Origin of the sequence: Brenneria alni (assembly GCF_003666245.1) — a bacterium.
Classification (GTDB): Bacteria; Pseudomonadota; Gammaproteobacteria; order Enterobacterales; family Enterobacteriaceae; genus Brenneria; species Brenneria alni.
The window spans coordinates 154,127-170,647 of sequence record NZ_MJLZ01000002.1; the positions used below are offsets into that span (position 1 = coordinate 154,127).

Here is a 16,521-nt window from a genome sequence, read left to right on the forward strand (position 1 = left end):
TATGCTTTATCCCAGTGAAGAACTGCTTTACGCCCCGGTAGCATGGCACGATTGCAGCGGCGATTTCGTCGATATTCTCTATCATAAATCCACTGATGGCATCGCCAAAATCACCATTAATCGTCCTCAGGTGCGCAATGCGTTTCGCCCGCAAACGGTGAAAGAGATGATCCACGCCCTGGACAATGCCCGCCACGACGACGGTATCGGCGTTATTATCCTGACCGGCGCTGGAGAGAAGGCATTCTGTTCCGGCGGCGATCAGAAAGTGCGTGGCGATTACGGCGGTTATCAGGATGACAGCGGCGTGCATCACCTGAACGTGCTGGATTTTCAGCGTCAAATCCGTACCTGCCCCAAACCGGTGGTGGCGATGGTGGCGGGCTACTCCATCGGCGGCGGACATGTGCTGCATATGATGTGCGATCTGACTATCGCGGCGGAAAATGCCATCTTCGGCCAGACTGGGCCGCGTGTCGGGTCGTTTGACGGCGGCTGGGGGGCATCTTATATGGCGCGTATCGTCGGACAGAAAAAAGCCCGCGAAATCTGGTTCCTGTGCCGTCAGTACGATGCCGCGCAAGCGCTGGATATGGGGTTGGTCAATACCGTGGTGCCGTTGGCCGAGCTTGAAAAAGAGACGGTGCGCTGGTGTCGTGAAATGTTGCAGAACAGCCCGATGGCGCTGCGTTGCCTGAAAGCCGCGCTGAATGCCGACTGTGATGGACAGGCGGGTCTGCAGGAGTTGGCCGGTAACGCCACCATGCTGTTCTACATGACCGACGAAGGGCAGGAAGGCCGTAATGCCTTTAATGAAAAACGCCAGCCCGATTTCAGTAAATTCAAACGGAACCCGTAATGCGCCAGGTTGAGGTTTATCGCTACAGTGTGCCGATGGAAGCCGGGGTGGTGCTGCGTAATCAGCGTCTGAAAACCCGTGATGGCCTGATCGTTGTTCTGCAACAGGCCGGGCGGCAGGGCTGGGGCGAGATAGCGCCATTGCCTGAGTTCAGTGCGGAAACGCTGGCGCAGGCCGAATCGGCAACCCTTGAACAGTTACAACGCTGGGTGGCGGGCGACGCGCTGGCGGATGACCTTCCGCCATCCGTCGCTTTTGGCCTGAGCTGTGCTCAGGCTGAACTGGATCAACGTTTGCCAGAGGCGGCGGATTATCGCAAAGCGCCGCTGTGCAACGGCGATCCTGACGAGCTGTTTGCCATGCTTGAGGGGCTGCCGGGTGAAAAGGTCGCTAAAGTCAAAGTCGGGCTGTATGAAGCCGTGCGAGATGGCATGATCGTCAATGTCTTGCTGGAGGCCTTGCCGAGCCTGAAGCTGCGGCTGGATGCCAACCGTAGCTGGACACGCGCCAAAGCCGATGGTTTTGCCCGCTACGTTGCGCCCTCGCTGCGTTCGCGTATCGCTTTTCTGGAAGAACCCTGTAAAACCCGTCAGGAATCCCGCGAGTTTGCGCGGGAAACCGGCATCAATATCGCCTGGGATGAAAGCGTGCGTGAAGCCGATTTTCAAGTTGAAGCGGAGCCGGGCGTCAGCGCCATTGTGATAAAACCGACGCTGGTCGGCAGCCTTGCGCGCTGTCGGCAACTGGTTCAGCAAGCCCATCAGGCTGGGTTGAGCGCGGTTATCAGCTCCAGTATTGAATCCAGTCTGGGGTTAACTCAACTGGCGCGGTTGGCGCACTGGCTGACGCCGGAAACAATCCCAGGTCTGGACACACTGGATTTGATGCAGGCTCAGGTGGTAAGGCGCTGGCCGGCAAGTCAATTACCGCTATTGACGTGCGATCAACTGGAACGGATATGGCAATCCTGAGCGATTGGCCCTGGCATTACTGGGCCATGCACGCGCCGCAGCGCGTCGCGTTGATTGAAAACGATACCTGCTGGAACTGGCGGCAGGTGGCCTGCCGGGTGGATCAACTGGCGGCCAGTTTTGCGCAACAAGGCGTGACGCCGGGTTGCGGCGTGGTGCTGCGCGGCAAGAACAGTGTGTCGATGCTGCTGTGTTATCTGTCGCTGTTACAGTGCGGCGCCCGTTTGTTGCCACTGAATCCGCAACTGCCTGAATCGTTAACCGACTCTCTGCTGTGTTCGCTGGATGTCGCCTGCGGGCTGTGCCTGAACGGGCAACCGTGGCCGTCAGGCGTGGTTGCATTGCGGCATAAACCCGCCGAACGATTGCCTGCTTGCCCCCCTGCGCTGCGCTGGCAGGCAGCGCGGCTGGCTACGCTGACGTTAACCTCTGGTTCGAGTGGAATGCCAAAAGCCGCAGCGCATACCTTTGCTGCTCATCTTGCCAGCGCGCAAGGCGTATTGCAGATGATGGCTTTCGCCGCCGACGATAGCTGGCTGCTGTCATTACCGTTGTTTCATGTTTCGGGGCAAGGCATCGTGTGGCGCTGGCTGGCCTCTGGCGCCGCCATTGTTGTGCGCGTCAATCAGCCTTTGGCATCTGCACTACAGGGCTGCACCCACGCCTCATTGGTGCCGACCCAGCTCTGGCGGCTGTTATCGCAAAACAGGGTGCCAGCCACGCTGAAAGCGGTATTGCTGGGCGGCGCGACGATCCCGCAGGCATTAACGCGTCAGGCCGAGGATCGCGGCGTGAGCTGCTGGTGCGGGTACGGCTTAACCGAACTGGCGTCAACGGTGTGCGCCAAGCGCGCCGATGGACGGGCTGGCGTGGGGCTGCCGTTGCGCGGGCGGGAAATTCGTTTGATGGGTGAGGAAGTGCTGCTGCGCGGCAGTACGCTGGCTTGCGGTTACTGGCGCGACGGGCGGCTTTTTCCGTTGGTTGACGAAGACGGATGGTTTCACACCCGCGATCGCGGCAGCTTCAAGGACGGCGAGTGGCACATTCTGGGACGTCTGGATAACCTGTTTTTCAGCGGCGGCGAAGGTATTCAACCGGAAAATATTGAGTCCCTGTTATTGACGCACCCTGATGTTCAGCAGGCCTGTGTGGTGCCGGTTGATGATGTGGAATTTGGTCAGCGTCCCGTTGTGGTAATCGAAATAACAGGAACAACCGTGCTGGATGATATCCGGGACTGGCTGTTGCCGCAATTAGCGGGGTTTCAGCGTCCGGTCGCCTATTATCGCCTGCCGGAAGCATTGAAAACCGGCGGGATTAAAATCTCCCGCCAACAGGTAAAAACGTGGGTTGATAGCCTGATCGATAAGAAAAATCGTGAGGGGTGACCTCACGCCTGCCCGATTATCTGCCCAGCGCTTTCGCCACGCCTGCGCCATAAGCAGGATCAACGAGGTTGAACAATGCGATCTGACGATCCTGAATAAATTCAGGCACCTGAGAAAGTTCACCGGCGATGCGCTCGAACATGCGCTGATGTTCTTCTTCACTCAGCAGATTAAACAAGGCCCGTGGCTGGCTGTAATAGTCGTTATCCTCACGGTGATTCCAGTGATCGGCGGCGCCTTCCAGCGTTAACGGCGGTTCGCTGAAATCAGGCTGTTCCTGGAATACGCCAAAACTGTTGGGTTCATAAGTCGCGCCGTTGCCGCTGTTGCCGTCAATACGCATCGCGCCGTCGCGGTGATAGTTATGGAACGGGCATTTCGGCGCGTTAACCGGGATCTGGTGATGGTTAACCCCCAACCGGTAACGTGCTGCATCACCATAGGAGAACAGACGGCCTTGCAGCATTTTATCCGGTGAAAAACTGACACCGGGAACGGTGTGCGCCGGGTTAAAGGCGACCTGCTCCACTTCGGAGAAATAGTTATCCGGGTTGCGGTTCAGCTCAATAAAACCGACATCGATCAGCGGATAATCACCATGCGGCCAGACTTTGGTCAGATCGAACGGATTGTAGGGAACCTGTGAGGCTTCCGCTTCCGGCATGATCTGTATCTGCAAGTTCCAGCGCGGGAAATCACCGTTTTCGATGGCGTCGAACAGATCGCGCTGTGAGCTTTCGCGATCTTTACCAATCAGCGCTTCCGCTTCGTCATCCATCATATTTTCGATGCCCTGCTGGCAACGGAAATGGAATTTCACCCAGAAACGTTCATTGAACTCGTTGATAAAACTGTAGGTGTGGCTGCCAAAACCATGAATGTGACGGAAAGACTTGGGCAAGCCCCGGTCGCTGAAATCGATCGTCAATTGATGCAGTGATTCCGGCAACTGGGAGAAGAAATCCCATTTGTAAACCGGATTACGCAGGTTGGTGCGAGGGTCGCGTTTGACAATGTGGTTGAGATCGGGAAACTTTAGCGGATCGCGCAGATAGAACACCGGGGTATTGTTACCCACCAGATCCCAGTTGCCCTCTTCGGTATAGAATTTCATGGCGAAACCCCGGATATCCCGTTCGGCATCGGCGGCGCCGCGCTCACCCGCTACGGTAGAAAAACGCAGGAACATATCGGTTTTTTTGCCTATTTCAGCGAAAATTTTCGCACGGGTATAGCGGGTGATATCGTGGGTGACGGTAAAGGTGCCGTAAGCGCCGGAGCCTTTGGCGTGCATCCGTCGTTCTGGAATGACCTCACGATCGAAATGCGCCAGCTTTTCCAGAAACCAGACGTCCTGCATTAACATGGGGCCACGCCGTCCGGCGGTTATGACATTGTTATTATCCACAACCGGCGTACCGGCTACGGTTGTCAGTTTTTTCTTGCTCATCATTGCTTCCTTAATATTATCGCTATAGGTATTTACCTTAAATACTATTGTTCATTATGTGGTTTTTAGGCAAATAGGCGGCGCTTATCATTATTAATATTAGCGGCGTGACAAAAGCCGCTTGCAGCGGCCCGAACACACTTACGGCTTGAAAGACGGCGGGTATAAATAACGTTTTAAGATAACGTCGTACTGGAGTACCTATATGATTCGCGTAGAATCGGCGACGATGCCAACCTGTGTTTGCAGGTGCGTTAATAATTGCTTTGAAGGAAATTAAAAATGAAAAAGTTTGTGATTGCCTGTGCGGGAAGTTTGCTGCTTGCAGCATCCTCTGTGTACGCCATTGGCATTTCCGGGGAGGCCGGGCGTGACTACGCAGGCGCAAATGTTGGTTTTGGCCTGCTGGTTCCTGGGCTATCCGGTAATGTCAGCTATGCTCATGGCGATAATAATAACGATGTTTACGGTTTCGGACTGGGCTACGCTATCCCGGTTGGGCCACTGAAAGTAACGCTTGGCGGCAAGGCGCTGTATCTGAATCAGGATCGCGGCTCAGACGGTCATGCGCTGGCGCTGGGCGGTGGTCTGCAATGGCCCATCAACCGTTACTTTTCCCTTTATGGCGAAGGCTATTACTCACCGGACGCGTTCTCCAGCCATGTAGATTATTACGTTGAAGGAAAGGCGGGCGTTCGCTGGCAGGTCTTTGGCCCATTAAATGTGGATGTGGGTTACCGCTATATCAATATGGCTGGCGAGAACGGTCGTTCAGATAACAAACTCGCGGATTCCGCCTATATTGGCGTGGGTCTGAATTTCTGATTGCGGGCAGGATAACCATCACGGGATCGGATGTTGTAACGGGCGCGAGCGATCGCGCCCGTTTGCCATTAACAGGGGTGAAAAATGCTTAGGGTCGAGATGTTATGTACCGGCGATGAAGTGCTGCATGGTCAGATTATTGATACCAATGCGGCCTGGCTGGCGGATTATCTGTTCCAGCAGGGGTTGCCGATGACCAGTCGTATGACGGTGGGGGACGACCTCGACGCGTTGGTCACTGCCATTACCCAGCGTAGCCAGATTGCCGATATCCTGATTGTTAATGGCGGGCTGGGGCCGACCAGTGATGACCTCAGTGCGCTGGCGGCGGCCACCGCAGCCGGAGAAGGATTGGTTGAACATGCGCAGTGGCTCGCACGGATGGAGGCCTTCTTTACAGAGCGTGGCCGGGTTATGGCGCCCAGCAATCGTAAGCAGGCGCAGATTCCCGCCAGCGCGGAAATGGTCGATAATCCGGTCGGAACGGCCTGTGGTTTTGCATTGCGGCTAAATAAGTGTCTGATGTTTTTTACTCCGGGCGTACCTTCCGAATTTAAAGTTATGGTGGATCAGCAAATCATGCCGCGTCTGCGCGATCGTTTCGCTATCGCCCAACCACCGCTGTGTTTGCGTTTAACCACCTTCGGGCGTTCGGAAAGTGACCTCGCCAGCCAGTTGGATGGTTTGGTTCTTCCTCCGGGCGTGGTGCTGGGCTACCGCTCCGCTATGCCCATTATTGAGCTGAAACTGACCGGGCCTGCCGCACAACAGGCGGCGATGGAACAGCTTTGGCAACAGGTTCGCATGGTAGCAGGGGAAAATGCGCTATTTGAAGGAACGGAAGGACTCCCTGTGCAACTGGCGCGTCGACTGGTTGAACGCGATCTGCAACTGGCGGTGAGTGAACACTTTACCGCTGGCCTGCTGAACTGGCAGTTGCAATCGGCAAAGACGCCGCTGGCAGGGGGCGAGTTACTGGCAAAAACAACCTCGCAGGATTTGCCTCAACTGGCCGCTTATACCCGTCAACTGGCGGAACATCACCAGGCTCCGCTGGCGCTGATGGTGGGCGCCAGGCAAAACGATCGTCTGGCGATTGCGTTGCATACGCCGCAAGGCGCTTTTGCACAGGCGATAGAGTTTAACGTGGCGCGTTATAGCTTGCAGACGCATCAGGAAGTGGTGGCGATGCTGGCGATGAATATGCTGCGCCGCTGGCTGAATGGCTGGCCGGTATATGGCGGCCACGGCTGGATCCCGGTGCTGGAGACGCTGGGCTGATTATTTTGTCATTCCCGACGCGGCACTGGCTTGAGCAGCATTCATGCTGCTCATGCGCGGGGCCGCTCACCTCAGCGCAATTTCTCATGCCATGGGGTGAACGGCATAAAAACTAAATTTATATTTAATATCAGTATCTTACATATAAAAATACAAACAAGATATTTTTATGGGGAACCCTCAGCACCTGCTCGGGGATAACAGTGTCGACCGGCGTCAATACAACAGCGAGTAGAGCTGGCGACGGTATCGGGCGGCAAGGGCGTCGCCGGTGCCGAGGGCGGCCATGATATCCATCAGCGTCTTGCGGGCGTTGCCTTGCGCCGCGCCCAGATCTTTTTTCAGAAAGCCCATCAGCAGCTCAAGCGCTTCTTCGTTACGCCCCACCTGATGCAATTGTAACGCCAGTTGAACAGCCAGTTCCGCATTCTGCGGGTCGGTTTCCAACTGTTGTTGCAACTGCTGAATCTCCGGGGTGTCGGCGGCCTGCTTCAATAATTCAATCTGCGCCACCAGACTGTGGTAGCGGGTATCCTGATCTTGCAACGGGATGGTCGTCAGCACGGCTTCCGCGTCTTCACTGCGGTTTAGCTGAATCTGAATCTCTGCCAGCATCAGGCCAATGTCGCTGCGTTGTTGGCTAAGTTGCCAGGCGTCTTTCAGCAACACCAGCGCTTCCGGCAGTTTGCCTTCCTGAATCAACTGTTGAGCTGCGGCGACTTTTAGTTCTTCTTCTTTCGGCAGTACACGCTGCAACAGCTCACGAATAGCGTCTTCCGGCTGCGGCCCCTGGAATCCATCCAACGGCTGGCCGTCTTTGAATAGATAAACGGTTGGGATTGCGCGCAGGCCGAATTGCGCCGCAACGCGTTGCTCGGCATCACAATCCACTCTGGCAAGGACAAATTGGCCGGCGTATTCCTGCGCCAGTTTATTCAGCACCGGCTCCAGTTGCTGGCAGTGCTGACTACGCGCCGACCAGAAGTAAAACAGCACCGGCAGCGACGCAGACTGTTCCAGAACCTGATGCAGGTTGGATTCGTTGATATCAATAATGTTGGCTTGTTGTTCTAGCATGGGGTTCTCTCTCATCCGTTTTAACTTAAAGTGGGGGCGGAATGCGCCGCTTCAAGAACGGGTACGTAATAGATTATCCAGATAGCGTCCGGGCAGCAGACGACGTAACCATGATAAACTGTGTGCAACCAGCGTCACCGGGTAGCGAAGTTTGGGCCGTGAACTCTCCAGCGCATGATGCAGTTTAGGCAATACGGCTTCCGGTGGCAGCGTAAAGCGTTTGGCAATACCGGGATTGGTGACGGGCTTATCTGTCCGGGTCTGGTTGACATTTTCGGTGAAGCGGGTGGTGAGTGGGCCGGGTTCGATCAAACTGACGTGCAAACCGCTGCCGTGAAGTTCCATGCGCAGCGCATCCGACCAGGCTTCAAGCGCGAATTTACTGGCGGCATAGGCGCCTCGTCCTGGCGTGGAAACCAACCCCATCACCGAACTGGTTTGAATAATGCGGCCTTCACCGTGCGGCAACATGGCAGGCAGCAGCAACTGCGTCAACTGATGCGTACCAAACAGGTTACTGGAAAACTGATGCTCCAACTGTTGGCGCGAGATATCGCTTAACGGCCCGTATAAGCCATATCCGGCGTTATTGAACAAGGCGTACAGGCGGTTGCCGGTTAGCTCAATCACCTCGGCGGCGGCTCTTTCAACGCAGTCGGCGTCATCAAGGTTAAGCGCAATGCCTTCCAGACCCAGCGTCGCCATACGAGCGACATCATCGGGACGACGACAGGCCGCCAATACGCGGTAGCCGCGTTTTTGCAGATCCTGCGCCGCAATCAAACCAATACCGCTGGAACAACCGGTAATCAACACCGTTTTTTGCATAACTTTACCTAATTCAAAAGCCCGGTTTATCAAGACTCATGCTTAACTAAGGGAGCCAGTTGCTGCGCCATCCAGTCAGCAATAAACGGTTGGGCGTCGCGGGTAGGGTGAATGCCATCCTCCAGTATCCACGTCGGTTTAAGATACACCTGCTCCATAAAAAACGGCACCAGGGGAATTGCAAACTGTTTTGCCAACCGTGGATAGATATTGCTGAATGACTCTGTGTAGCGTCGGCCATAATTGGTTGGCAGGCGGATTTGCATCAGCAGCGGTTGGGCTTTCGCCTGCGTGACCAGCGTAATGATTTTAGCCAGATCCTGTTCGATGTTTTGCGGCGGAAAGCCCCGCAGCCCATCGTTGCCGCCAAGCTCGATCAGTACCCAGCGTGGCTGATGCTGTTGCAATAACGCCGGAAGACGCGCCAGTCCCTGGGCGGCGGTGTCGCCGCTGATACTGGCGTTAATGACTTTTGCGCCTTCCGGCAGCGCCTGCCATTTCTGATTCAGCAAGGCCGGCCAGGCGTTGGCGGCAGGCATCTGATAGCCCGCGCTGAGGCTATCGCCCAGTATCAGTAAAGTATCCGCCGCGAAAGCGCGTACACTGAATAATCCCAGAAGCAAAAGGATGAAAACATGTTTGCAAAGACCCGTCCGGCGAGTGCTGTGCCAACCCATATTGTAACCACGAAAAACATTCTTGAAGTTCATCATCTTAGTAAACACGTTGGTCAAGGGGAACATCGGCTTTCCATCCTTACCGGAGTTGAGCTGATTGTCAAACCCGCACAGACCATTGCCCTGATTGGGGAGTCCGGTTCCGGCAAGTCAACCCTGCTGGGTATTCTGGCCGGTCTGGATGACGGTAGTGAGGGTGAGGTCAGCCTGATGGGCGAACCGTTAAACCAACTGGACGAAGAGGGTCGTGCCGCGCTGCGAGCCAGAGATGTGGGGTTTGTTTTTCAGGCGTTTATGCTGGTGCCGACGCTGAATGCGCTGGAAAATGTCCAGCTACCGGCTTTGCTGCGCGGCGAAAGCGACAGTCACAGCCGGGGACAGGCAGAACAATTGTTGCAACAACTGGGGTTGGGCGGGCGCTTGCATCATCTTCCCGCCCAGCTTTCCGGCGGAGAGCAACAACGGGTAGCGCTGGCGCGGGCTTTCAGCGGGCGTCCCAAAGTGCTGTTCGCCGATGAACCGACCGGTAATCTGGACCGCAAAACCGGTGAGCGGATCGTCGATCTGCTGTTTTCCCTTAACCGTGATTACGCCACGACGTTGATTCTGGTCACCCATGATGAACAACTGGCGGCGCGTTGTGAGCGGCGTTTGCGGCTGGTGGACGGTAAATTGCGGGAGGACGCATGATCTGGCGGTGGTTCTGGCGTGAATGGCGCTCTCCCTCATTATTGATTGTCTGGCTGGCATTAACGCTGGCGGTGGCCTGCGTACTGGCGCTGGGCAATATCAGCGACCGGATGGAAAAAGGGCTGAGTCAGCAAAGCCGTGATTTTCTGGCGGGCGATCGGGTGCTGCGTGCGGCGCGCCCGGTGGATGAGGCGTGGCTTCAGACGGCGCAGCAACAAGGATTGACGTTGAGTCGGCAGATTTCATTTATGACCATGACCTTTGCCGGAGATACGCCGCAACTGGCGCGTGTCAAAGCCACCGATCAACGCTATCCGTTATACGGTGATCTACAGACGCGACCGCCTGGGCTGAAAGCGGAGGAGGGAACCGTACTGGTCGCCCCGCGCTTGCTGGCGCTGCTGGGGTTAAAGGTCGGAGATAGTCTGGAGGTGGGCGACACGTCGCTGCGTATTAACGGCGAACTGATTCAGGAACCTGATTCCGGTTTTAACCCGTTTGATACCGCGCCGCGTGTTTTGATGAATCTGGCCGATGTGGAAAAAACCGGCGCCATACAGCCCGGTGGCCGCATCACCTGGCGCTATATGTTTGCTGGCAGTGAGCAACAAATCAGCGAATTCAGTGACTTCATCGAGCCGCAATTAAAACCCGATCAGCGTTGGTATGGCATGGAGGATTCACAAGGCGCGCTGAGTCAGTCGTTGCAACGTTCACAACAGTTTCTGTTGCTGTCGGCGTTGCTGACGCTGTTGTTGTCTATCGCTGCGGTCGCCGTCTCTATGGGGCACTATTGCCGCAGTCGTTATGACCTGGTGGCAGTGTTGAAAACGTTGGGCGCCGGGCGTCAGGCTTTGCGGCGGCTGATTGTCGGGCAGTGGCTGTCGGTGCTGGGGCTGGCGGCGCTGTGCGGCAGCCTTGCCGGGCTGGCCTTTGAAGCGCTGCTGATAAAAATGCTGGCCCCGGTTTTGCCCGCCGCGCTACCGGCTTCGGGACTGTGGCCGTGGTTGTGGGCGCTGGGGTCGCTGATGCTTATTTCATTGCTGGTCGGGCTGCGTCCTTATCGTTTGCTGCTGGCGACACAGCCGCTGCGAGTATTACGTCAGGATGCGGTGGCGAATGTCTGGCCGTTACGCTACTACTTGCCAGCCGTGCTGGTCATTGTAGTGGGGTTGCTTACCGTACTGTCCGGCGGCAGTTCCCTGTTGTGGTCGTTGCTGGGCGGCATGGTCGTGCTGTCATTGTTATTGGGGGTTATCGGCTGGGGTGGATTGTTGCTGCTGCGGCGTTTGACGGTTAAACAACTGGCGATGCGGCTGGCGATTAACCGCTTGTTGCGCCAGCCGTGGTCAACACTCAGCCAACTGGCGGCCTTTTCGCTGTCGTTTATGCTGCTGGCCCTGCTGTTGGTGATGCGCGGTGATTTGCTGGAGCGGTGGCAACAACAACTTCCGCCGGGCAGCCCGAACTATTTTCTCTTAAATATAACTGCGGAGCAGGTTCCGCAAGTGAAAACGTTCCTTGAGCAGCATCAGGTTAAGCCGGAGCTGTTCTATCCCATCATCCGGGCGCGACTGACGGAAATTAATCAGCAGGTGGCAACGGAAATCATTCATGAGGACGATCCGGGCGGCAACACGGTAAACCGTGAGCTGAATCTGACCTGGATGAATGGTATACCGGAACACAATATTCTGGTTGAGGGGCAAGCGCCTAAAGCGGGTGAAGTCTCGATGGAAGAGAAAGAGGCCAAAGAGATGGGGATTAAGATCGGTGATACGCTGACTTTTACCGGGGATACGCAGCCATTCAGCGCTAAAGTCACCAGTTTCCGCCGGGTGGATTGGGAGAGTTTGCGCCCGAACTTTTTCTTTATCTTCCCCGCCGGGGCATTGGATAACCAGCCTCAGTCCTGGCTGACCAGCTTTCGGTATGACGGTGATGAGAAGATGATCACTCAGTTGAACCGCCAGTTTCCAACATTGAGCGTGATGGATGTCGGCAGCATTCTGCGTCAGGTTGGGCAGGTATTGCAGCAGGTGAGTCGGGCGCTGGAGATTATGGTGATTCTGGTGCTGTTCTGCGGCGTGTTGCTGCTGCTGGCGCAGATTCAGGTTGGGATGCGCCAGCGCCGACAGGAACTGATGGTGTACCGCACGTTAGGGGCCGGGATGCGTTTATTGCGTACCACCCTGTGGTGTGAATTCGCCGTATTGGGGCTGGTGGCCGGTATTGCCGCCGCTATCGGTGCGGAAGCGGCGCTGTGGCTGTTGCAGAGCCAGGTTTTCAATTTCCCGTGGCAGCCGAATCTGCTGATGTGGGGTGCGTTGCCGTTGTCAGCGGCGTTGTTGCTATCGCTGTGCGGCGGCTGGCTGGGGCTGCGCTTACTGCGCGGCAAAGCACTATTCCGGCAGTTCGCCGGGTAGGATAAGAGGCCGGAGGCGGCGGCCTCTCTACGGTTATTGACTGATTGGGCCGCCAGGGGCCGGGCCACCCGTCCCCGTCACGGTTTTGTGTTTCGCCAGATATTGCTGCTGGAAAATGCACATGCGGATGGTATTGCGGTACTCGCCGTTGATGAAGAACTCGTGGATCAGCTCGCCTTCCACTTCAAATCCCAGCTTGCTGTAAATGTGTATCGCCCTGTTATTTTCCTTATCGACAATCAAATACAGCTTATACAGATTCAGCACCGAAAAGCCGTAATCCATCGCCAGCTTCGCCGCCTCGCTGGCGTAGCCTTGTCCCTGATAGGCGGGATCGATAATGATTTGAAATTCGGCCCGGCGGTGAATATGGTTGATTTCCACCAACTCCACCAGCCCGACTTTGGTCTGCTCATGTTCGATGATAAAGCGCCGTTCACTTTGGTCGTGAATGTGTTTGTCATACAGGTCGCTAAGTTCAACAAAGGCTTCGTAGGGTTCTTCAAACCAGTAGCGCATAACACTGGCGTTATTATCCAACTGATGGACAAAGGTTAGATCGTCCCGTTCCAGCGGTCGTAACCGAACGGTATTGCTCGTACCAGACATGGTTAATCCTTAATTGATGAAATAATCAGACGCTATCCTGTTTTGGTCGGATAGCGCCAGCAAAAAATATGACGTAGCGAATTATAGAGGCTGGAAGAATAGGCAACCGTCGATTTCTTAGCGTAACGGGACGCCGGAGAATGGTGCACCGCGCTGTTCTGCTGACTCAGAACAGCGCGGTGGACGATTAGAAATCTACGCTGGCGCGCAGCACGAACTGGCGCGGTTCGCCGATGGCGACACGCAGGTTGTTGCCGCTGGATGGATAATAGGTTTTATCGAACAGATTCTTCACGTTGAGTTGCCATTTCACCTTATAGCCATTAAGCGGCAGGCTGTAAGCCACAAACGCGTCGGCCACCGTGTAATCATCCAGATAGAAACTGTTTGCCGCATCACCCGTACGACGGCCTACGTAACGCGCCCCAGCGCCGGCACGCAGGTTATCACCCGATTTGATCCCGATGGCGCCGAAATCCTGAGTCAGAAACAGCGAAGCGGTATGACGCGCCGCGTTGGTCAGTTCATTGCCGTTATTTTTCGGGTCAGCCGTTACACGGGCATCGGTATAGGCGTAGGAGCCGATCAAACTAAGCGAATCGGTCAGCTTGCCGGCCATATCCAGCTCAACGCCCTGCGAGCGTACTTTGCCAGCAGTGCGCGTCACCGTATCTCCATTGCTGTCGAGTTCATCAACCATCACATTGCGCTTTTCGATATCAAATAGCGCCAGGTTGGCGGTAATCCGATTGGGAAGATCCAGTTTAGCGCCAATCTCGTAGGATTTGCCGATTTCCGGCGGCAGCGCGTCGATTTGCGACCCAATTGATGAGTTGGGCTTAAAGGATTCGCTATAGCTGGCATAGAGCGAGGAGTAAGAGGTCAGACTATAAATCACTCCTGCGCGCGGCACGACGCGATTGTATGAACTATCGGTATTGGTCTTGAATGGACGCCCTTTGCCCGCCATTACATCAAAGCTGTCATAACGCAGGCCACCCAGCAGTTGCCAGCGATCGTTGAGGCGAATCACGTCCTGCATAAAGAAGCCGGTGCTGTCGATATTTTCCCGATGATCACTGTCCGATGCGATCACATTGGTGGACGCAGCCAACTGACCGTACACCGGATTATAAATGTTAAAATCCGTTCTGTTATTCGTCCCCCGGATCATATCGCTACGGAAGGTGCGATCGGCCTCATAATCAAAGCCAAATAGCAGTTGATGGTTGATGCTTCCCCAGTCAATGTCGCCGTTGAGCGTAAGCTGAACCACTTGGGTTTGCGCGTGCGCATAGCCTGTGGCGTCGGGGCGGCGGGTTAATATCCCGCTATCGGGATTATAGCTCATCGCCCGCGCCTGATTATCGCTATAACGGTTGCGGTTATAGGAGTAGGTCAGGCTGCTTTTCCAGCGGTCGGTCAGGTTGCGATCAACCTGCATGGTAATACTGTCCTGATCGCCGCGAGTGGCGTTGTAATGCTCATCGAAACGGCGCTTGCGCGGGGTATTCACCGGCTTGCCGGTATTGGTGTCGATGACGGTGCCGCGATCGAACGGCGTCAGGTATTCCATATGTTCATAGGCGACACGTATTGTGGTGTCTTCGCCGTACCACATCAGGGATGGCGCAATGGTGGTTTGACGGTTGCGGCCAAAATTACGCCAGTAGTCGGTTTCATCGTGATCGACCACCATACGGTAAGCCAGCCCGGAAGCGCCCAGCGGCCCGGTTACATCCAACTGGCCGCCGCCGCCGTTAAAACTGCTGCCCCAGCCTTCAACGTGCGTCTTTTGAACTAATTCTGGTTTTTTGCTGATGATATTAATCACGCCGCCGGGTTCGCCCATGCCATACAACATCGACGCCGGGCCTTTCAGCACTTCGACGCGTTCGCTGGTCGGGGTGAAGTTACGGGCCTGAATCGAACGAACGCCGTCACGAAAGATGGAGCCGTCGCGGTTGTCGCCAAAGCCGCGTTTGATCAGCGCATCCTGAGTGCCGCCGAGCGTGTTGGATTGGGTAATGCCACTGACGTTATACAACGCTTCATCTATATTACGTACCGCACGGTCTTCAAGCACCTGTTTGGGCACTACATTGACCGCCTGCGGCACGTCAAGCAGCCGGCTTTCGGTACGGGTGCCGGTAATGGTTTTATGCGGCTGATAGCCGGTTTCGGTCTGCGATTGTTCCCCTGCGCTTGCGATAACTTCCAGCGTGTCATTTGGGGCTTCGGTCGCCGCCTGAATACTGAAAGGCAGCAGCGCCAGTAACGGCCAGCCGTTACGTGGTGATTTGTTACTCATGTGCAAGTTGACTCCAATAGGTCCCTGAAAAATTAATAGGTAAAAACTTCTGATAAAGTTCTTGTAGTGTGTGTTGCGGATCGAGTTCGGCAAACAGGTCGGGATAGAGCGCTTTGGCGAACATCTCTACCATCACCACGTGGTAGGGACTAAGGTAAAAGTTGTGCCACATACTCCATGCCCGTCCTTGTCGCACCGCCTTAAGATGAGACAAAATAGGGTCCTGACGTATCAGTGCGCTGAAGCTGCCCTGTGCCTGCTGTTGATTGACCGACGGGCCAAGCATCAGGCTGGAAACACGTTTGCCTTGCGGCCCGGCCATGCCGGTGGTGATGTAAACATCGGGGTTGGCGGCCAGTACCCGTTCCGGGCTAAGTTCGCCATACACGCTGCTGATGGTTCCGGCGGCAATATTTTCCCCACCAGCGAATCTCAGCAGATCACCCAGATTGCCGCCGACGGCGGTGGTGCAGCAGGTATCGCGGCGGCCAAGGTGCAGGTGCAGCATCACCGTGGTCTTTTTGCCCTGATAGCGGGCAATCCGCTGGCGAACGACCTCCATGTGTTGCTGATAAAAGGCGCTGAAAGCGGCAGCCCGCTGCGGCTGGTTCAGCACCTCCCCCAACAGCCGGATACTGGGTAAGGTGTTATTGAGTAAATCAACGCGTAAATCGACATAGATAACCGGAACGCCCGCGCTGGCCAGCGTCTGTTGCAGTTGGTTTTCATTGTCGGCGCCTTTGGCCAGACGCGGCAAAATAACCAGATCGGGCTTTAACGGCAGTACGATTTCCGCGTTCAGACTGTGCAAATTGCCGTTGCCTAACTGCGGGATCTGGCCGATTGACGGAAATTTTTCCGTATAGCGTTGCCAACTCTGCGCATCGTAACGCGCCATATCTCCCGGCCAGCCCACGACGTGTTTTGCCGGATTTCCCGGCTCAATCAAGGCCAGCGTATAGAGCATACGGCTTTCGCCGAGGATGATGCGCTGCGGGTTGTCCGGGATGTCGACCTGACGGCCAAGAATATCAGTGACGGTTTTTGCCAGTGATAAGGGGCTTAGAAGGGATAGAAGAACGAGTATGACAATACGCATGATTAACTCTGTAAAAAATTAGCGCACAAA

At 55.5% G+C, this 16,521-nt stretch carries 14 protein-coding genes; 7 read left to right on the plus strand and 7 right to left on the minus strand.

Going from position 1 to position 16,521, the window contains the following annotated elements:
* Position 1: 1 nt before the first annotated feature.
* The 3 genes from menB to menE are packed head-to-tail and all read left to right on the plus strand — an operon-like array spanning position 2 to position 3,218.
* Complete coding sequence (menB, locus tag BIY29_RS01800) at positions 2-859, plus strand: 1,4-dihydroxy-2-naphthoyl-CoA synthase (RefSeq protein WP_121573216.1); 858 nt, start codon at positions 2-4, stop codon at positions 857-859.
* Positions 859-1,830, plus strand: coding sequence for an o-succinylbenzoate synthase (gene menC, locus BIY29_RS01805; RefSeq protein WP_121573218.1), 972 nt, complete (start codon positions 859-861; stop codon positions 1,828-1,830). Before menB ends, menC begins: the two co-directional genes overlap by 1 nt.
* Entirely contained in the window at positions 1,818-3,218 is a 1,401-nt protein-coding gene (gene menE / locus BIY29_RS01810; RefSeq protein ID WP_121573220.1) for an o-succinylbenzoate--CoA ligase, read from the plus strand. Before menC ends, menE begins: the two co-directional genes overlap by 13 nt.
* 16 nt (positions 3,219-3,234) lie before the next feature.
* On the opposite strand, the gene BIY29_RS01815 is transcribed toward menE, so the two are convergent.
* Positions 3,235-4,668, minus strand: coding sequence for a catalase (locus BIY29_RS01815; RefSeq protein ID WP_170158874.1), 1,434 nt, complete (start codon positions 4,666-4,668; stop codon positions 3,235-3,237).
* A gap of 282 nt (positions 4,669-4,950) precedes the next feature.
* On the opposite strand from BIY29_RS01815, the gene BIY29_RS01820 reads away from it, so the two are divergent.
* A complete protein-coding gene (locus tag BIY29_RS01820) occupies positions 4,951-5,493 on the plus strand; it encodes a YfaZ family outer membrane protein (protein WP_121573224.1) in 543 nt (180 codons plus the stop codon).
* Between the two features lie 84 nt (positions 5,494-5,577).
* On the plus strand, positions 5,578-6,774 hold the full coding sequence (locus tag BIY29_RS01825) for a nicotinamide mononucleotide deamidase-related protein YfaY (RefSeq protein WP_121573226.1): 1,197 nt from the start codon (positions 5,578-5,580) through the stop codon (positions 6,772-6,774).
* Positions 6,775-6,990: 216 nt separating this feature from the next.
* On the opposite strand, the gene BIY29_RS01830 is transcribed toward BIY29_RS01825, so the two are convergent.
* The 3 genes from BIY29_RS01830 to tesA are packed head-to-tail and all read right to left on the minus strand — an operon-like array spanning position 6,991 to position 9,389.
* The gene (locus BIY29_RS01830) at positions 6,991-7,851 is read right to left on the minus strand and encodes a thioredoxin family protein (protein WP_121573228.1); all 861 of its coding nucleotides are present in this window, start codon (positions 7,849-7,851) and stop codon (positions 6,991-6,993) included.
* A gap of 51 nt (positions 7,852-7,902) precedes the next feature.
* Positions 7,903-8,679, minus strand: a complete 777-nt coding sequence (locus BIY29_RS01835) for an SDR family oxidoreductase (protein ID WP_121573230.1) — start codon at positions 8,677-8,679, stop codon at positions 7,903-7,905.
* A gap of 29 nt (positions 8,680-8,708) precedes the next feature.
* A complete protein-coding gene (gene tesA, locus BIY29_RS01840; RefSeq protein ID WP_205680295.1) occupies positions 8,709-9,389 on the minus strand; it encodes a multifunctional acyl-CoA thioesterase I/protease I/lysophospholipase L1 in 681 nt (226 codons plus the stop codon).
* On the opposite strand from tesA, the gene ybbA reads away from it, so the two are divergent.
* Positions 9,315-10,046 (plus strand): putative ABC transporter ATP-binding protein YbbA, encoded by a 732-nt coding sequence (gene ybbA, locus BIY29_RS01845; protein ID WP_121573232.1) that lies wholly within the window; start codon positions 9,315-9,317, stop codon positions 10,044-10,046. The two genes, tesA and ybbA, sit on opposite strands and share 75 nt — an antisense overlap.
* Entirely contained in the window at positions 10,043-12,472 is a 2,430-nt protein-coding gene (ybbP, locus tag BIY29_RS01850; protein ID WP_121573234.1) for a putative ABC transporter permease subunit YbbP, read from the plus strand. The genes ybbA and ybbP overlap by 4 nt, the downstream gene beginning before the upstream one ends.
* 33 nt (positions 12,473-12,505) lie before the next feature.
* On the opposite strand, the gene speG is transcribed toward ybbP, so the two are convergent.
* From speG to BIY29_RS01865, 3 genes are all read right to left on the minus strand, one after another.
* Positions 12,506-13,081: a spermidine N1-acetyltransferase gene (speG, locus tag BIY29_RS01855; protein WP_121573236.1), complete on the minus strand. Its 576-nt coding sequence runs from the start codon at positions 13,079-13,081 to the stop codon at positions 12,506-12,508.
* Between the two features lie 187 nt (positions 13,082-13,268).
* Positions 13,269-15,392 carry a TonB-dependent siderophore receptor gene (locus tag BIY29_RS01860; RefSeq protein ID WP_121573238.1) on the minus strand — a complete coding sequence of 708 codons (2,124 nt, stop codon included), beginning with the start codon at positions 15,390-15,392 and terminating at the stop codon, positions 13,269-13,271.
* Complete coding sequence (locus tag BIY29_RS01865) at positions 15,385-16,491, minus strand: ABC transporter substrate-binding protein (RefSeq protein WP_121573240.1); 1,107 nt, start codon at positions 16,489-16,491, stop codon at positions 15,385-15,387. Before BIY29_RS01865 ends, BIY29_RS01860 begins: the two co-directional genes overlap by 8 nt.
* Positions 16,492-16,521: the final 30 nt, after the last annotated feature.

What these genes read in the sequence shown, in the direction of transcription:
- menC (WP_121573218.1), top strand. Translation starts at nt 859, where the DNA reads ATGCGCCAGGTTGAGGTTTATCGCTACAGTGTGCCGATGGAAGCCGGG.
- tesA (WP_205680295.1), bottom strand. Translation starts at nt 9,389, where the DNA reads ATGAACTTCAAGAATGTTTTTCGTGGTTACAATATGGGTTGGCACAGC.
- BIY29_RS01860 (WP_121573238.1), bottom strand. Translation starts at nt 15,392, where the DNA reads ATGAGTAACAAATCACCACGTAACGGCTGGCCGTTACTGGCGCTGCTG.
- BIY29_RS01815 (WP_170158874.1), bottom strand. Translation starts at nt 4,668, where the DNA reads ATGAGCAAGAAAAAACTGACAACCGTAGCCGGTACGCCGGTTGTGGAT.
- ybbP (WP_121573234.1), top strand. Translation starts at nt 10,043, where the DNA reads ATGATCTGGCGGTGGTTCTGGCGTGAATGGCGCTCTCCCTCATTATTG.
- BIY29_RS01820 (WP_121573224.1), top strand. Translation starts at nt 4,951, where the DNA reads ATGAAAAAGTTTGTGATTGCCTGTGCGGGAAGTTTGCTGCTTGCAGCA.
- speG (WP_121573236.1), bottom strand. Translation starts at nt 13,081, where the DNA reads ATGTCTGGTACGAGCAATACCGTTCGGTTACGACCGCTGGAACGGGAC.
- BIY29_RS01830 (WP_121573228.1), bottom strand. Translation starts at nt 7,851, where the DNA reads ATGCTAGAACAACAAGCCAACATTATTGATATCAACGAATCCAACCTG.
- ybbA (WP_121573232.1), top strand. Translation starts at nt 9,315, where the DNA reads ATGTTTGCAAAGACCCGTCCGGCGAGTGCTGTGCCAACCCATATTGTA.
- BIY29_RS01825 (WP_121573226.1), top strand. Translation starts at nt 5,578, where the DNA reads ATGCTTAGGGTCGAGATGTTATGTACCGGCGATGAAGTGCTGCATGGT.
- menE (WP_121573220.1), top strand. Translation starts at nt 1,818, where the DNA reads ATGGCAATCCTGAGCGATTGGCCCTGGCATTACTGGGCCATGCACGCG.
- menB (WP_121573216.1), top strand. Translation starts at nt 2, where the DNA reads ATGCTTTATCCCAGTGAAGAACTGCTTTACGCCCCGGTAGCATGGCAC.
- BIY29_RS01835 (WP_121573230.1), bottom strand. Translation starts at nt 8,679, where the DNA reads ATGCAAAAAACGGTGTTGATTACCGGTTGTTCCAGCGGTATTGGTTTG.
- BIY29_RS01865 (WP_121573240.1), bottom strand. Translation starts at nt 16,491, where the DNA reads ATGCGTATTGTCATACTCGTTCTTCTATCCCTTCTAAGCCCCTTATCA.